This is a genomic window from Kitasatospora sp. NPDC004799, assembly GCF_040609095.1.
In the GTDB taxonomy this organism is placed as follows: domain Bacteria; phylum Actinomycetota; class Actinomycetes; order Streptomycetales; family Streptomycetaceae; genus Kitasatospora.
This window is the reverse complement of sequence record NZ_JBEXJK010000050.1, coordinates 1-16,771: the sequence shown is the minus strand read 5'-3', so window position 1 is coordinate 16,771 and position 16,771 is coordinate 1. Positions and strand designations below refer to the sequence as shown.

The 16,771-nt window shown below is 72.4% G+C and carries 10 protein-coding genes; 6 read left to right on the top strand and 4 right to left on the bottom strand.

All coding sequences use genetic code 11. The annotated features are described in order from the left end of the window. The first annotated feature begins 269 nt into the window (after positions 1–269). From ABZW03_RS09820 to ABZW03_RS09805, 4 genes are all read left to right on the top strand, one after another. A complete protein-coding gene (locus ABZW03_RS09820) occupies positions 270–986 on the top strand; it encodes a response regulator transcription factor (RefSeq protein WP_355254433.1) in 717 nt (238 codons plus the stop codon). Positions 987–1,176: 190 nt separating this feature from the next. Beyond that, positions 1,177–2,430, top strand: coding sequence for a ribonuclease D (locus ABZW03_RS09815; RefSeq protein WP_355254431.1), 1,254 nt, complete (start codon positions 1,177–1,179; stop codon positions 2,428–2,430). Positions 2,431–2,671: 241 nt separating this feature from the next. Further along, positions 2,672–3,916: an acetyl-CoA C-acyltransferase gene (locus tag ABZW03_RS09810; protein ID WP_355254429.1), complete on the top strand. Its 1,245-nt coding sequence runs from the start codon at positions 2,672–2,674 to the stop codon at positions 3,914–3,916. A 2-nt stretch (positions 3,917–3,918) separates the two neighbouring features. Then, positions 3,919–6,066: a 3-hydroxyacyl-CoA dehydrogenase NAD-binding domain-containing protein gene (locus tag ABZW03_RS09805; RefSeq protein ID WP_355254427.1), complete on the top strand. Its 2,148-nt coding sequence runs from the start codon at positions 3,919–3,921 to the stop codon at positions 6,064–6,066. A 178-nt stretch (positions 6,067–6,244) separates the two neighbouring features. Here ABZW03_RS09805 and ABZW03_RS09800 read toward each other — a convergent pair whose 3' ends face one another. The 3 genes from ABZW03_RS09800 to ABZW03_RS09790 all read right to left on the bottom strand — a co-directional run bounded on the left by ABZW03_RS09800 (position 6,245) and on the right by ABZW03_RS09790 (position 11,314). Continuing rightward, the gene (locus ABZW03_RS09800) at positions 6,245–7,771 is read right to left on the bottom strand and encodes a glycosyltransferase family 39 protein (RefSeq protein WP_355254425.1); all 1,527 of its coding nucleotides are present in this window, start codon (positions 7,769–7,771) and stop codon (positions 6,245–6,247) included. A 148-nt stretch (positions 7,772–7,919) separates the two neighbouring features. Beyond that, positions 7,920–9,827, bottom strand: a complete 1,908-nt coding sequence (gene dxs / locus ABZW03_RS09795; RefSeq protein WP_355254423.1) for a 1-deoxy-D-xylulose-5-phosphate synthase — start codon at positions 9,825–9,827, stop codon at positions 7,920–7,922. A 308-nt stretch (positions 9,828–10,135) separates the two neighbouring features. Continuing rightward, the gene (locus tag ABZW03_RS09790; RefSeq protein ID WP_355254421.1) at positions 10,136–11,314 is read right to left on the bottom strand and encodes an ROK family transcriptional regulator; all 1,179 of its coding nucleotides are present in this window, start codon (positions 11,312–11,314) and stop codon (positions 10,136–10,138) included. Positions 11,315–11,705: 391 nt separating this feature from the next. Between ABZW03_RS09790 and ABZW03_RS09785 the strand changes: the two genes are divergently transcribed. Together ABZW03_RS09785 and pepN are read left to right on the top strand one after the other, a co-directional pair. After that, the gene (locus ABZW03_RS09785; protein WP_355254419.1) at positions 11,706–13,487 is read left to right on the top strand and encodes a PQQ-binding-like beta-propeller repeat protein; all 1,782 of its coding nucleotides are present in this window, start codon (positions 11,706–11,708) and stop codon (positions 13,485–13,487) included. Between the two features lie 190 nt (positions 13,488–13,677). Beyond that, complete coding sequence (pepN, locus tag ABZW03_RS09780) at positions 13,678–16,257, top strand: aminopeptidase N (protein WP_355254417.1); 2,580 nt, start codon at positions 13,678–13,680, stop codon at positions 16,255–16,257. 125 nt (positions 16,258–16,382) lie between these two features. Here pepN and ABZW03_RS09775 read toward each other — a convergent pair whose 3' ends face one another. After that, positions 16,383–16,610 (bottom strand): hypothetical protein, encoded by a 228-nt coding sequence (locus ABZW03_RS09775; RefSeq protein WP_355254415.1) that lies wholly within the window; start codon positions 16,608–16,610, stop codon positions 16,383–16,385. Between the last annotated feature and the right edge of the window lie 161 nt (positions 16,611–16,771).

Here is a 16,771-nt window from a genome sequence, read left to right as displayed (position 1 = left end):
GCTGACGGAGTGTGACTTCGGACCCGCTCTGCGTCAATTCCTCGGTCGATACCGACCGATCGGCGCCGAAACCGATCGATTTTGTGCGAATACCAGGCATGTCGCATCAATCATTTGCGCGATTTGTCCGTATTGTTACTCACTAGATCGTGATCTTTCGCTAAAGCCGGGCACGGATGCTGCCGAAGCAGACTGTGACCCTTTCCGAACGCGGAACACTCCGACCGCCCCCATCGGGGTTCCGTCCGCCACTCCCCGCAGGAGGCCTGGTGTCGGTCCTTCTTGAGCACCCCGCAAACGTGGTCGCCTACCGGCCGACCAAGCCCACCGCCATGGTGGTCATCGCCGATCCCCGCGTCCGAAACACCGTCACCCGCCACCTGTGGGCACTCGGCGTCCGGGACGTTATCGAGGTGTCGTCGATCGCCGAGGCCCGCCCCCGGGTCTCCACCCCGCGTGACATCTGCGTCGCCGACGTCCATCTCCCGGACGGCTCCGGGCTGACCATCCTCGCCGAGACCCGCGCCGCGGGCTGGCCCAACGGCCTGGCGCTGTCCGCCGCCGACGACATCGGCGCGGTCCGCAGCGCGCTGGCCGGCGGCGTCAAGGGATACGTGGTCACGGGCACCCGGACGAACGTCGCGATGCCGGGCCGACCGGGCCTGCCGCTCGGCGCCGCCGGGCTGGCCGGCCGGATGCGCCGCCCCGGGATGCCGGGCATGCCGGGCGCGAACGGTGCGCCGGGCGCCCCCGGAGCACCCGGTGCGCCGGGCGCGCAGCAGGCCGCCTACCGCGAGCTCTCCGGCCGCGAGGTCGAGGTGCTGCGGCTGGTCGCCGAAGGCCAGTCCAACAAGGCGATCGGCGTGGCGATGGGCCTGTCGGCGCTCACCGTCAAGAGCCACCTCGCCCGGATCGCCCGGAAGCTCGGCACCGGCGACCGCGCCGGCATGGTCGCGGTCGCGCTGCGCACCGGCATCATCCACTGAGCCGGGCACTCCGGACCGCTGCGGCGGCCGAGGAGGAACGTTTCCTCCTCGGCCGCCGCACCGCTGTGCAGCGGGGCGACAGCGAGCGGGCGAACCCCCGCCCCGAGGCACCCCCGTCACGAGCGCGCGAACAACCATCTGACCAGTCGGACAACACTCCCGGCCGCGAGGACCGTCGTACCCTTGGTGGGTGACCGACGCCGTAGCAGCCATCCCAGAAGAAGCAGCCCCGGTCCCGCTCCTTGAGCCGAAGGACGGGATCCCGCCCGTGGTGACGGACGAGCAGGCGTTGGCCGACGTCGTCGCCGCGTTCGCCGCGGGCACCGGACCGGTGGCCGTCGACGCCGAACGCGCCTCCGGCTACCGCTACGGGCAGCGCGCCTACCTCATCCAGCTGCGCCGCGAGGGTTCCGGCTCCGCCCTGATCGACCCGATCGCCTGCCCGGACCTCAGCGCGCTCGGCCGGGCCGTCGAGGACGCCGAATGGGTGGTCCACGCGGCCTCCCAGGACCTGCCCTGCCTGTCCGAGGTCGGCATGAGACCCCGGCGCCTGTTCGACACCGAGCTGGCCGGGCGGATCGCCGGCTTCGCCCGGGTCGGACTCGGGCCGATGACCGAGAACGTGCTCGGGCTGAGCCTGGCCAAGGAGCACTCCGCGGTCGACTGGTCCACCCGCCCGCTGCCCGAGCCGTGGCTGCGCTACGCCGCTCTGGACGTCGAGGTGCTGGTCGAGCTGCGCGACGCACTCGAACAGGAGCTGGACGCCCAGGGCAAGCTCGACTGGGCGATGGAGGAGTTCGCCGCGATCGCCGCCGCGCCCCGCCCGGCCCCGCGCACCGACCCGTGGCGCCGCACCTCGCAGCTGCACAAGGTCCGCCGGCGCCGCCAGCTGGCCGTGGTGCGCGAGCTGTGGCTCGTCCGCGACCGGATGGCGCAGGACCGCGACGTCTCCCCCGGCCGGGTGCTCGCGGACGCCGCGATCGTCAACGCCGCGCTGGCCATGCCGCTGAACGCCGCCGCCCTGCAGTCCGTCCAGGGCTTCGGGCCGCGGGTGCACCGGCGCCAGCTGGAGCAGTGGCTGGCGGCCGTGCAGCGCGCCCGGGAGATCCCGGAGAACCTGCTGCCGCCGCTCTCCGCGCCGCACGACGGACCGCCGCCGCCGCGGGCCTGGGCCGAGAAGGACCCGGTGGCCGCCGCCCGGCTCTCCGGCGCGCGCGCCGCGATCGGCGAGCTGGCCGAGCGGTACCACCTGCCGCCCGAGAACCTGATCACCCCGGACCTGGTCCGGCGGGTCTCCTGGCAGCCGCCGGCCGACCTGGGGCCCGAGAGCGTGGCCGCCGCCCTGCGCGGGCTCGGCGCCCGGCAGTGGCAGGTGGACCTGGTGGCACCCGCGGTGGCCGCCGCGTTCGCCGCGGCCGCGACCGCTGCCGCGGCCCAGAGCTGATCACGGCAACACGGTGAAGGGGATGTCGTCCGTACGGGCGACATCCCCTTCGTCGTCCCCGGGAACGGCGTCGCTGGTCGGCGGGCCGGGAACGTGTCCGGGGACACATGGTCGGATCCCTCCGAGGGGCCTGGGCAGGTTGGTTACCGGCGGGTAGCATGGCCGTGATGCGGCGCCGCTCGGGTCTTCGACGGCGGCAGCCCGCCTACCTCAAATGTTGGTCCCTGGGAGGAGAGCCCCCGTGCCTCGTACCGCGAGGGACGTCGTCTTCGTCGATGGCGTCCGCACCCCGTTCGGCAAGGCCGGCCCGAAGGGCATCTACCACGAGACGCGCGCCGACGACCTGGTCGTCAAGTGCATCCGGGAGCTCGTGCGCCGTAACCCGAACCTGCCCGTCGAGCGCATCGACGAGGTCGCCGTCGCGGCCACCACGCAGATCGGCGACCAGGGTCTGACCATCGGGCGCACCGCCGCCCTGCTGTCCGGCCTGCCGAAGTCCGTCCCCGGCTACGCCATCGACCGCATGTGCGCCGGCGCGCTGACCGCCGTGACCACCACCGCCGGCGGCATCGCCTTCGGCGCGTACGACGTGGTCGTGGCCGGCGGCGTCGAGCACATGGGCCGCCACCCGATGGGCGAGGGCGTGGACCCGAACCCGCGCTTCGTCTCCGAGAAGCTGGTCGACGAGTCCGCCCTGTTCATGGGCATGACCGCGGAGAACCTGCACGACCGCTTCCCGCACCTGACCAAGGAGCGCTGCGACGCCTACGCCGTGCGCTCCCAGGAGAAGGCCGCCAAGGCGTACGCCAACGGCGACATCCAGCCCGACCTGGTGCCGATCTCGATCCGCAACACCAACCCCGAGGTCGGCGAGACCGGCTGGGGCCTGGCCACCGTGGACGAGCCGATGCGCCCGGGCACCACGATGGAGAACCTGGCGGGCCTCAAGACCCCGTTCCGCCCGCACGGCAACATCACCGCGGGCAACTCGGCCGGTCTGAACGACGGTGCCACCGCCTCGCTGCTGGCCGCCGAGGACGTCGCCGAGGAGCTCGGCCTCCCGGTCAAGATGCGCCTGGTCTCCTTCGCCTTCGCGGGCGTCGAGCCCGAGGTCATGGGTGTCGGCCCGGTGCCGGCCACCGAGAAGGCGCTGGCCAAGGCCGGCCTGACCATCGACGACATCCAGGCCTTCGAGGTCAACGAGGCCTTCGCCGTCCAGGTGCTGGCCTTCCTGGACCACTTCGGCATCGCGGACGACGACGAGCGGGTCAACCCGTACGGCGGTGCGATCGCGTTCGGCCACCCGCTGGCCTCCTCCGGCGTGCGCCTGATGAACCAGCTGGCCCGCCGCTTCGAGCAGCGCCCGGACGTCCGCTACGGCCTCACCACGATGTGCATCGGCTTCGGCATGGGCGGCACCATCATCTGGGAGAACCCGCACTGGACCGGCGCGACGCAGAACACCGAGCTCGAGGGTGGTAAGTGACCATGGCCGACACCACTGAGCTGCTGACCCGCGGCGCCGAGCTCTTCCCGGGCGAGGTCGTCACGACCGCGCACGTCCGCCACCTCGACCTGCCGCTGCAGGCCGGCCGGCTGGCCCTGATCACCCTGGACAACGGCTTCGACCACACCAAGCCGACCACCTTCGGCCCGGGCTCGCTGCTCAAGCTGAACGCGGCGCTGGACCAGGTCGAGGCCGAGGCCGCCGAGGGCACGATCGTCGGTGCGGCGATCACCGGCAAGCCGTTCATCTTCGCGGTCGGCGCCGACCTCAAGGGCGTCGAGCTGCTCCAGCAGCACGCGGACGCGCTGGCCATCGGCAAGGGCGGCCACGACGTCTTCAAGCGGATCGCCGCGCTGCCCGTCCCCACCTTCGCCTTCTACAACGGCGCGGCGATGGGCGGCGGCGTCGAGGTCGGCCTGCACTGCGACTACCGCACGGTGTCGGCGGGCGTCCCGGCCTTCTCGCTGCCCGAGGTCTTCCTCGGCCTCGTCCCCGGCTGGGGCGGCTGCACCATCCTGCCGAACCTGGTGGGTGCCGGTAAGGCCGTCAAGGTCATCGTCGAGAACTCGATGAACCAGAACAAGCAGCTCAAGGGCAAGGACGTGTTCGAGCTGGGGATCGCCGACGCGATCTTCGAGCCGGCCGACTTCCTGGAGCAGTCTCTGCTCTGGGCCGCCAAGGTCGTCAAGGGCGACGTCGTCGTCGAGCGCGAGGCGATCGACCGCGGCAAGGCCTGGGACGACGCCGTCCTGTGGGGCCGCATGGTCGCCGACGGCAAGGTGCACGGCGCCGCTCCGGCCGCTTACAAGGCGCTGGACATCATCGCCGCCGCCAAGGACTTCGACCTGGCCGACAAGGCGAGCCTGCAGGCCGGCTTCGACGCCGAGGACGCGGCGCTGGCCGACCTCATCATGAGCGGCGAGCTGCGCAGCGGCATCTACGCCTTCAACCTGGTGCAGCGCCGGGCCAAGCGCCCGGTCGGCGCGCCGGACAAGTCGCTGGCCCGCCCGGTCACCAAGGTCGGCGTCGTCGGCGCCGGTCTGATGGCCTCCCAGCTGGCGCTGCTGTTCGCCCGCCGTCTGGAGGTGCCGGTGGTCCTCACCGACATCGACCAGGAGCGCGTCGACAAGGGCGTCGGCTACGTCCACGCCGAGATCGACAAGCTGCTCTCCAAGGGCCGCATCGGCAAGGACAAGGCCAACCGCCTCAAGGGCCTGGTCTCCGGCTCGCTGGACAAGGCCGCCGCCTTCGGCGACGCGGACTTCGTCATCGAGGCCGTGTTCGAGGAGATGGGCGTCAAGCAGGCCGTCTTCGCGGACCTGGAGAACGTGGTCTCGCCGACCTGCGTGCTGGCGACCAACACCTCCTCGCTGTCGGTCACCGAGATGGCCTCGAAGCTGAAGCACCCCGAGCGGGTCGTCGGCTTCCACTTCTTCAACCCGGTCGCGATCCTGCCGCTGCTGGAGATCGTCCGCGGCGACAGCACCGACGACGCGTCGCTGGCCACCGCCTTCGCCGTGTCGAAGAAGCTGAAGAAGACCTCGGTCCTCTGCAAGGACCGCCCGGCGTTCGTGGTGAACCGGATCCTGACCCGCTTCATGGGCGAGATCCAGAACATCATCGACGAGGGCACCCCGATCGCCGACGTCGAGAAGGCCGTCGAGCCGCTCGGCCTGCCGATGTCCCCGATCGTGCTGCTGGAGCTGGTCGGCCCGGCCATCGCCCTGCACGTCTCGGAGACCCTGCACGGCGCCTTCCCGGAGCGGTTCACCGTCTCCGAGAACCTCGCCAAGGTGGTCAAGGCCGGCAAGCGCGGCTTCTACACCTGGACGGACGGCCAGCAGGTCCTCGACCCCGAGGTGCTGGAGCTGCTGACCTTCGGCGACTCGGTGCTGACCGAGGAGCAGGTCCGCGCCCGCGCCCTGGAGGCCGTGGCGCAGGAGATCGGCCTGATGCTGGAGGAGGGTGTCGTCGCCGAGGCGCAGGACATCGACCTCTGCATGATCACCGGTGCCGGCTGGCCCTTCCACCTGGGCGGGATCACCCCGTACCTGGACCGTGAGGGCATCTCGGAGCGGGTGAACGGCAAGCCGTTCCTCGCCCCCGGCGTGGCCTCGGTGCCCGCCTAAGGCACAGCGCAGCCCGTATGCGGAGGAGCCCCGGTGACCGTTCGGTCGCCGGGGCTCCTCCGTGTGTACGGGGGCTTCCGGTGCGGGAAGCGTGTACGAGGCTGCCGTCGGCGTCCCTGTGTACGGCGCTGTCGTGCAGCGGGCCCGTGAACCGGGCTTCGGCCGCGTGAACGGGACCTCAGTGCTTGAGGCGGTAGACCACGGTGTCGGCGAAGACGCCGACCATCTCGTAGTGGGTGTCCAGCAGGTTCTCGATCCGGGGGACCATGACCGGCTGGTACGGGGCGATCCCGGAGTCGTCGACCACGACCTCGGGCAGGCCGTTGGCCAGCTCCTTGTCGAAGGTCTGCCAGGCGTTGGAGACGCTGAACTGCTCGCCGACGTTCTGGTTGCCGTCCTTGCCGCCGCTGTAGTTGGTGAGGAAGCCGGCGGTCAGGTAGCGGGTGGCGGGCTTGCGGTCGGCCAGCCAGTACAGCTCGGGGTGCATGCCCCAGACCAGCACGGTGTCCTTGGGGGTGGTCTGGGCGGCGACCGCGGTGGCGACCTCGGTGGTGCGGTTGAGCCGCTCCCCCGGCCAGGCCAGCGCCAGGCCCCAGAACACCGTCGCGGCAGCCGTGGTGTACACCAGGACGGGCTTCCAGCGGATCGCCGAGGTGGCGATCGCGCCGGTGCCCAGCAGCACCAGCGGCGGCATCAGCTGGAGGTAGTAGTGGCCGAAGAAGTGGAAGCCCACGCTGACCGCGACGACCGAGGAGAGCAGCCAGACCCACAGGTCGGTGGTCGAGCCGTGCTCCTCGCCGGCCACCGGCAGCGGGCGGTGGCGGTACTTGAGCCAGAGCCGGCGCCCGACCGGGAGCAGGAAGCCCAGGCCGGCCGCGACCAGGATGGCCGAGTTGCCGAGCGCCCGGCCGATCATCTGGAGCCAGGCGCCGCCGAAGGAGGCGTAGTCGCCGCTGCCGGTGACCACCCAGAACAGGAAGCCCTTGGGCTTGGTGAGGATCACCGCGACCAGCGCTATCGGCAGGATGAAGCCGAACCCGATCTTGAACAGCGCGGGCGGCCAGCGCACCCCGCGCCGGCGGGCGTCCTGGAACAGCATCCAGAGCACCGGCAGCAGCACCGCGCCGCCGGTCTGCTTGGTCAGCGAGCAGAGCGCGACCGCGATGCCCGCGGCCAGCCAGCGGCGCCGTTCGGCGTACCGGAAGGCGGCCACCATGGCGGGCAGCATGAAGACCTCGAAGGTCGCCGCCTGGGTGTCCTCCGGGGAGAGCCCGATGGAGACCAGCAGGTAGAGCAGTCCGGCCCCGGCCCCGGCCCGGTTGCCCCAGCGGCCCCGGGCGATCGAGGCCAGCAGGATCGCGGTGACCAGGTGGGCCACCACCGCCAGGGTGCGCAGCGGCCAGAGCGAGGCGGAGCCGAAGACCGCGAAGCAGGCCTGGTAGAGCCAGGGCAGCAGCGGCGGCTTGCGGTCCACCACGGTGTCGTACAGCACCCCGCCGTCCGCCAGCATCCGGGCCTGGGTGGCCAGGAAGCCCTCGTCCGGGCTCCAGACGGGCCGGGCGAAGGAGGGGATGTGGGTGAGCAGCGCGACCAGCGCGAGCACCGGCACCAGCCTGGTCCAGTACCCGTTCAGCAGACGGGTACGGACGCGCTCGGGCAGGCGCTCGGCCAGTCCGGTGAGGCGGGGGCGGGTGGGGGTCGGCACGGGTGACAACCTACCGGGCGGGATCGGCGCCGGTGGCGCCGGTCCCGCCTTTCAGTGCGATTGTCAGCTTGTTCCGTGACGAACTGTTACGGAGTTACGACAAATGGTCGTCGGCGAAACGAACGACCGCCCGCCGGACGGCCTCCGGTCAGGCCTCGACCGGCGCCACGTCCAGCTTGGCGACCAGCGCCGTCACCTTGCGGGCGATGTCCGGGGCGGTCAGGCCGATCTCGGCCAGGATCTCGGCCCGGCTGGCGTGGTCCAGGAACTCCTGCGGGATGCCGAAGTCGCGCACCGGCAGGTCCACGTCCGCGTCCCGCAGCGCCTGCGCCACGGCCGCGCCGACGCCGCCCACCCGGCCGTTGTCCTCGATCGTGACGACCACCCGGTGCTCGGCGGCCAGGCCCGGCAGGGCCGGGTCCACCGGCTTGACCCAGCGCGGGTCCACCACGGTGGCGGTGATGCCCTGGGCGGCCAGCAGGTCGGCGACCTCCAGGCTGGTGGGGGCCATCGCACCGACCGAGACGATCAGCACGTCGGCGCGGTGGGCGCCGGACGGCTCCTCGGCGGCGCGCAGCACGTCCATGCCGCCGATCCGGCCGACCGCGGGGACGGCCGGGCCGACGGTGCCCTTGGAGTAGCGGACCACCGTCGGGGCGTCCTTGACCTCGACGGCCTCGCGCAGCTGGGCGCGGACCTGGTCGGCGTCGCGCGGGGCGGCCAGCCGCAGGGTCGGGATGATCTGCAGCATCGACATGTCCCACATGCCGTTGTGCGAGGCGCCGTCGTCGCCGGTGACGCCGGCCCGGTCCAGCACGAAGGTGACGCCCAGCTTGTGCAGGGCGACGTCCATCAGGACCTGGTCGAAGGCCCGGTTCAGGAAGGTCGCGTAGACCGCGAACACCGGGTGCAGCCCGTTGGTGGCCAGGCCGGCGGCGCTGGTGACGGCGTGCTGCTCGGCGATGCCGACGTCGAAGATGCGGTCCGGGAAGGCCTCGGCGAACGGGGCCAGGCCGACCGGGTGGAGCATGGCGGCGGTGATGCCGACGATGTCCTCGCGCTCGTGGCCGAGCGCGACCATCTCCTCGGCGAAGACCGAGGTCCAGCTCCGCCCGCCGCCGCTGGTGATCGGCAGGCCGGTCTCCGGGTGAATCTTGCCGACCGCGTGGAAGCGGTCCTCGTCGTTGTTCTCGGCGGCGTGGTAGCCGCGGCCCTTCTCGGTGAGGCAGTGCACGATCACCGGGCCGCCGAAGCCGCGCGCCTTGGTCAGCGCGGACTCCAGGGCGGTCAGGTCGTGGCCGTCGATCGGGCCGATGTACTTGAGGCCGAGGTCCTCGAACATGCCCTGCGGGGCGATGAAGTCCTTGAGGCCCTTCTTGGCGCCGTGCAGCGTCTCGAACAGCTGCTGGCCGACCACGGGGGTGCGCTGGAGCGCGTCCTTGCCCCAGGACAGGAAGCGCTCGTAGCCCTGGGTGGTGCGCAGGGTGGCGAGGTGGTTGGCCAGGCCGCCGATGGTCGGCGAGTACGAGCGCTCGTTGTCGTTGACGACGATGACGAGCGGGCGGTCCTTGGCGTCGGCGATGTTGTTGAGCGCCTCCCAGGCCATGCCACCGGTGAGCGCGCCGTCGCCGATCACCGCGACGACCGGGTCGTGCTTGCCCAGCAGCTGGTTGGCCTTGGCCAGGCCGTCGGCGTACGAGAGCACCGTGGAGGCGTGCGAGTTCTCGATCACGTCGTGCTCGGACTCGGCGCGGGACGGGTAGCCGGACAGGCCGCCCTTCATCCGCAGCCGGGAGAAGTCCTGGCGGCCGGTGAGCAGCTTGTGGACGTAGCTCTGGTGGCCGGTGTCGAAGAGGATGCGGTCGCGCGGCGAGTCGAAGACCCGGTGCAGCGCGATGGTGAGCTCCACCACCCCGAGGTTGGGGCCGAGGTGCCCGCCCGTCTTGGAGACCTCGGTCACCAGGAAGGTCCGGATCTCCTGGGCCAGTGCGGCCAGCTGTCCGGGCGTGAGCCGGTCGAGATCGCGCGGTCCCCGAATGCGGGTCAGCAGGGCCACCCGTTCCTCCTCGTTCAGTGTTCGCGGACCACGGACGGTCCGACGGGCGTCGCTGCCCGGTCCGGCGGCAGGCCGACGGTCCCGGCCGGTGCCGACCGGTCGAGTCTAATGTCCGCCTGCCGGGCACCGAGCGGCGCGCCCGGTGCCGTCGTTCGGTTACCGCCATTCCGGGAGGTCGGGCGGGGGAGGCCGGGTCACGCCGGATTGACGCACGGGCGTTCGAGTGTGCTGATACGGCCGGTTCGGCTGTTCGAAACCGGCCCCGGATGGCCGACCGCGCCGGGCATCGGCGGGGCCGGCCGGGGGCGTCAGGCCCGGCCCAGCGCGCCGGACTCCCCCATCTCGCTCATCACCAGGGCCAGCGCGCCGAGCACCTCGGCCCGGCCGCCCAGGGTGCCGGGGACGATCGAGAGCTGCCGGGCGGCACTCGGGATCGCGTAGCGGGCCACCGAGTCCCGGATCGGGCCGAGCACCAGCTCACCGGCCTCGGCGAGGTCCCCGCCGAGGATCACCCGGCGGGGGTTGAGCAGGTTGCACAGGGTGGCGACGCCGGTGCCGATCTGCCGGCCGGCGTCGGCGATCACCCGGCGGCAGCCGAGGTCGCCCTGGTGGGCCAGCTCGACCACCCGGGGCAGGCTGAGGTCCGGGCCGAGGGTGGAGGCGAGCAGCGAGAGCAGGTAGCGGGAGCCGACGAAGGTCTCCAGGCAGCCGCGGTTGCCGCAGCGGCAGACCGGCCCCGCCTCGTCCAGGGTGATGTGCCCGATCTCACCCGCGGTGCCGCCCGGCCCGCGGTAGATCTGGCCGTTCACCACCAGCCCGGCGCCGACGCCGCTGGCGACCTTGATGTAGGCGAGGTCGCTCAGCCCGCGGCCCGCGCCCCAGACCAGCTCGCCGAGCGCGCCCAGGTTGGCGTCGTTGTCCACGTGCACCGGCATGCCGAGCCGCTCGGCCAGCTCCCGGCCCGGGGCGATGCCCGTCCAACCGGGCAGGATCGCGGTGGAGCCGAGCGCGCCGGTCTCCACGTCGATCGGGCCGGGCACGCCGAGGCCGACGCCGATCACCTTGTCGGAGCGGAACCCGGCCTGCGCCAGCAGCCGCTCGACCATCGCCTCGGCGCGGTCGAAGCCCTGCTGGGCGGAGACGTCGACGTCGATCGGGGCGCTCTCCTCGGCCAGCACCCGGTGGGCCAGGTTGCCGACCGCGACGCGCAGGTGGGTGTGGCCGAAGTCGATGCCGACCACGATCCCGGCGTCCCCGCTGAGCGAGACGCTGCGGGCGCGGCGCCCGCCGGAGGAGGTGTCGGCCACCACGACGGTGCCGCTCTCCTTCAACTCCCGCACGATGTTGGACACGGTGGCCGCGGACAGGCCGGTGCCGCGGGCGATCTCGGCCTGGGTCAGCGAGCCGGCCATCCGCACCGCGCGGAGCACCCGTTCCAGGTTCGCCCGGTGCAGCGAGGACTGCGAGCCCGGTGTGTCCGTCGACATGATCCACCCTCCCAGGGCGGGGACCCCTCCGCCGGGCGTCCCCTTCAACTCCTGAAGGGTACGGCCCGGGGGCCGGGGCGGGGGCCGCGGCTGCGGCGGGCGGGCGCGCAGGACGGCGCGGACGGCGGGCCCGGCTGCGGCAGGCAAGAGCGTCAGGGAGCGCGGACGGCGGCCGACCGGCGCGGACCGCGGCGCGGGCGCGCGGCCGTGGGGACGCGGTGATCGGAGGGTGAAGGTGTTGCACGGCCTGGACCTGCGAGGACGTGGATCCCCGGTCCTGGCGGCGGCCGAAATCCGCACACCACTACCATGGTGCCCAATTCTCACCCGTCCCATCGGAGCCGTGGACGGCACCGGCAGGGGGACGCTTCCAGACATGACGGGGAATCAGATGGCAGGGGATCACCCTACGCCGGGGGCGGGCGGAACGCCCGGCACCGGTCCGCAGGACAACCGGGGCGTCTCGTTCGGGCGCCCGCCGGGCGGCGGTGTGGATCCGGCCGCCGTCGCGGACCAGATGACGCAGCTGGACGGCGCGGCCGTCCCGGGCCCGGCCGCGCCCGCGGGCCCGCCGCCAGCCCAGCCGCCGGCACCGCCCGCGCAGCCGGGGCAGCCGCCCGTCGGCAGCCCGGAGTACGCGGCGTACGCGCCGACCGCGACCGGATTCCCCACCCAGGCCCCGCCGCCGCCCGGCGCCGCACCGGTCGGCCCGTACGACCCCGTCCCCGGTGCCCCGTACGGCGCCCCGGACGCCGGGCAGGCCTACAACGCCGGCGGCTACAACTACCCGCAGCAGCCCGGGTACAGCTACCCCGTCGCGCCCGTCCCGCCCAAGCAGCGCAACCCCGTGATGCTGTGGGGCGGGATCATCGGCGGCGTGCTGGCGATCTCGATCGTGATCGCCCTGGTCGTCCTGCTCAAGGACCCCAAGCCCGCCCCCGAGCCGGGCCCGGGCCCGGTCAGCAGCGGCGGCACCGACAACGGCGGGACCAGCAACGGCCCCACCCCCGCCCCCAAGGGCAGCAACTTCACCGTCGCCTGGAGCGCCCCCAAGCCGGCCGGCGCGGACAGCTCGAACCAGATGCTCGGCGTCTGGGGCACCGACAAGCTCGCCGTGCGCGTCGACAGTTCCGGCATCAAGGCCTACAACCTGACCGACGGCAAGGAGGCCTGGACCATCCCGGCCCCGGCCGGCAGCAAGGAGCTGTGCACCGCCTCGTACGGCGCCAACTCCAAGGGCGTCGCCGCCGTCTCCTTCAACACCGGCGACAGCGACTGCTCCACCGTCGGCGCCGTCGACCTGGCCCAGGGCAAGCTGCTCTGGAGCGTCAAGGTCTCGGCCGACCGGATGTCCTCGCCGACCCTCAGCGTCACCGAGAACGTGGTCGCCGTCGGCGGCAACATGGTCGGCGCCCTGAACATCGCCACCGGCCAGCCGGCCTGGCAGTACCAGCCGCGCGACAAGGACTGCAGCCTGCGCGGCAAGGCGGCCGGCGTCCAGATCGCGGTCAGCGACCGCTGCTACGGCACCAGCGGCCCGAAGTCGCAGCTGGTCATCGTCAACGCCGAGACCGGCAAGCCGGCCAGCACCCCGATCACCCTCACCGGGAGCATCGAGGAGGTCGACTCGGTCATCCAGGACAAGCCGCTGGTGCTGCTGATGTCCAGCGGCCCGCAGGGCGACTACATCCTGCCGTTCGACAAGGAGAACAAGCCGGGCAACCAGATGTCCGTCAAGGAGCCCGGCGCGGACAGCCTGCGGCTCTCCGGCCAGGACGAGGCGCTCACCCGCAACGTGGTCAGCGGCACCACCCTGTACGTCCAGGTCAGCGGCGGCAAGGCGGGCATCAACGCCTACGACCTGAACACCGGCAAGCGGCTGTGGTCGGCCAACTCCGGTTCGGCCAGCAACGACATGCGCCTGGTGGCCGGGACCGACAAGGAGGGCAAGGTCCGCGCGATCGTCGACCAGGGCTACAACAAGCCGGCCCGGCTGGTGACGCTCTCGCCGACCGACGGCTCGATGACCGACCTCGGCACCATGGCCATGCCGAGCAGCATGGGCATCGGCACCAGCAGCTCCGAGTACCTGATCTCGGACAGCGGCAACGAGGTCTACGCCTTCCGCCGCTACAGCGCCAGCGACGGTCCGCTGACCAAGTGGAAGAAGTGACGCCGGCGGTGTGACACCGGGGCGCCCCTCGTCCGGGGCCGGCCCCGCGTCGCGGACCGCAGGACGACCCCCACGGGCGGGGCGGGAACGGGCTGATCGCCCGGGCCCGCCCCGCCCGCGATTTTCCGGCCGCCCCGTCCGTTGGACGTGCGAGGATTCGGACCATCAGTCTGACAAAGGAGTGCAGCGAGTGCCCGGCACAAACCTGACCCGTGAGGAGGCCCGCACCCGGGCCGACCTCCTCCACGTGGACGCGTACGACATCGAGCTCGACCTCGGTTCGGCCCGCGAGGGCGGTACCTTCCGGTCCACCACCGTGGTCCGGTTCACCGCCACCACCCCCGGCGCGGAGACCTTCATCGACCTCGTCGCCCCGAGCGTCGAGGAGATCACCCTCAACGGCGCGCGGCTGGACCCGGCGAGCTTCGCCGACAGCCGCATCCCGCTGCCGGGCCTGGCGGCCGAGAACGAGCTGCGGGTCGTCGCGAACTGCGAGTACACCAACACCGGTGAGGGCCTGCACCGGTTCGTCGACCCGGTCGACGGCGAGACCTACCTGTACACCCAGTTCGAGGTGCCGGACGCCCGCCGGGTCTTCGCCAGCTTCGAGCAGCCCGACCTGAAGGCCACGTTCGCGTTCACCGTGACCGCGCCCGCCGGCTGGGTCGTGGTCTCCAACTCGCCCACCCCGGAGCCGGTCGGCGAGGGCGACACCCGGGTCTGGACCTTCGAGCCCACCGGCCGGATCTCCAGCTACATCACCGCGCTCGTGGCCGGCCCGTACGTCGGGGTCTTCGACACCTACGAGAACGGCGAGCAGAAGGTGCCGCTGGGCGTCTACTGCCGGCCCTCGCTGCGCGAGTTCCTGGACCCGGAGGCCGTCTTCGAGGTCACCAAGCAGGGCTTCGACTACTTCCAGGAGAAGTTCGACTTCCCGTACCCGTTCGCCAAGTACGACCAGCTCTTCGTCCCGGAGTTCAACGCCGGCGCGATGGAGAACGCGGGCGCCGTCACCCTGCGCGACCAGTACGTGTTCCGCTCCAAGGTCACCGACGCCGCCTACGAGGCCCGCGCCGCGACGATCCTGCACGAGCTCGCCCACATGTGGTTCGGCGACCTCGTCACCATGGAGTGGTGGAACGACCTCTGGCTGAACGAGTCCTTCGCGACCTTCGCCGAGGCCGTCTGCCAGGCCGAGGCCCCCGGCTCCAAGTGGCCGCACTCCTGGACCACCTTCGCCAACCAGATGAAGACCTGGGCGTACCGGCAGGACCAGCTGCCGTCCACCCACCCGATCATGGCGGAGATCAACGACCTGGAGGACGTCCAGGTCAACTTCGACGGCATCACCTACGCCAAGGGCGCCTCGGTGCTCAAGCAGCTGGTGGCGTACGTCGGCCAGGACGCCTTCTTCCAGGGCGTCCAGGCGTACTTCAAGCGCCACGCCTGGGGCAACACCCGGCTCAGCGACCTGCTCGGTGCCCTGGAGGAGGCCAGCGGCCGCGACCTCAAGGCCTGGTCCAAGGCCTGGCTGGAGACCGCCGGCATCAACGTGCTGCGGCCGTCGATCACCCTGAACACGGACGGCGAGATCGAGTCCTTCGCGGTGCTCCAGGAGGCTCCCGCGCTGCCCGCCGGCGCCAAGGGTGAGGCCGTGCTGCGGCCGCACCGCATCGCGATCGGCCTGTACGAGCTGAACGGCGACGCGCTGGTGCGCACCGACCGGATCGAGCTGGACGTCGACGGCCCGCGCACCGAGGTGCCCGAGCTGGTCGGCCGGCACCGCCCGGCCGTCGTGCTGCTGAACGACGACGACCTCTCGTACGCCAAGATCCGCCTCGACGAGGACTCGCTGGCCGTCGTCACCGAGAACCTCGGCGGCTTCACCGAGTCGCTGCCGCGCGCGCTGTGCTGGGCCTCCGCCTGGGACATGACCCGCGACGGCGAGCTGGCCGCCCGCGACTACCTGTCGCTGGCGCTGTCCGGCATCGGGCGCGAGTCCGACATCGGCGTGGTGCAGTCCGTGCACCGCCAGGTCAAGCTCGCCCTGGACGCCTACGCCGACCCGCGGTGGCGCGAGGAGGGCCTCGGCCGCTGGGCCGCCGCCGCGGAGGAGCACCTGCGCGCCGCCGAGCCCGGCAGCGACCACCAGCTGGCCTGGGCCCGCGCCCTCGCCGCGGTCGCCCGTACGGACGGTCAGCTGGGCCTGCTCGCCGGGCTGCTGGACGGCTCGGTCGAGGTCAAGGGCCTCGCGGTGGACACCGAGCTGCGCTGGTCCCTGCTCACCCGCCTCGCGGCCACCGGGCGGGCCGACGAGGCCGCCGTCGCCGCCGAGCTGGAGCGGGACAACACCGCGGCCGGCCAGGAGCACGCGGCCACCTGCCGCGCCGCCCGGCCGACCGCCGAGGCCAAGGCGGAGGCCTGGGCCTCGGTGGTGGAGTCCGACAAGCTGACGAACTATGTGCAGGAAGCGGTCATCGCCGGCTTCCAGCAGTCCGACCAGCGGGAGCTGCTCGCGCCGTACGCGGCGAAGTACTTCGCGGCGGTGAAGCGGATCTGGGAGACCCGCAGCCACGAGATCGCGCAGCAGATCGTCGTCGGGCTGTACCCGTCCCTGCAGGTCAGCCAGGAGACGCTGGACGCGACCGACGCGTGGCTGGCCTCGGCCGAGCCGTCCCCGGCGCTGCGGCGCCAGGTCGTCGAGGCGCGGGCGGGCGTCGAGCGCGCGCTCAGGGCCCAGGCGGCCGACCGTGCGGCGGGCGGCCGCTGACGGTCCCCCGGAACCACGGAGGGGCGCCGGACGGGATCGTCCGGCGCCCCTTCGGGGTCGTGCGGGTCCTGGTGGACGTGGAACCGTCCGGATGGACGGCGTGCGGGTCCCGGCGGACCCGGCGACTACTTCTTCTTGCCCTTGCCGTACGGCAGGCCGGCCAGCCCGGCGATCACCGCGAAGGCCACGAGCGGAAGAAACACGAACAGGCCGAGGGTCTCACCGACACTCAGGCCGGAGCCCGGGTCGTCACCGTCGTCCCGGGCGAAGGCCATGGCGGGCGACGTCAGCAGCATCATCAGCGTGACCGTTGCGGAGACCGCGCCGGCTCGCAAAGCGTTCCTCTTGTCCACGTTTCCAACTTACTCGCTGCTTATGGGAGGGCGCGCGTCGGGGTCGGCCTGACGGCTCCGGGCGGGGGCGGGGACGGGGCGGGGAGGCCTGCGGTGGGGGCGGGGGCGGGGACGGGGCGGCCTGCGGCGGGTCGGGCGGGGCGGTGGCCTCGGTCAGGGCC

Excerpts from the sequence above, each read along its gene's own strand:
- ABZW03_RS09790 (WP_355254421.1), bottom strand. The coding sequence starts at position 11,314 with ATGTCGACGGACACACCGGGCTCGCAGTCCTCGCTGCACCGGGCGAAC.
- ABZW03_RS09785 (WP_355254419.1), top strand. The coding sequence starts at position 11,706 with ATGGCAGGGGATCACCCTACGCCGGGGGCGGGCGGAACGCCCGGCACC.
- ABZW03_RS09805 (WP_355254427.1), top strand. The coding sequence starts at position 3,919 with ATGGCCGACACCACTGAGCTGCTGACCCGCGGCGCCGAGCTCTTCCCG.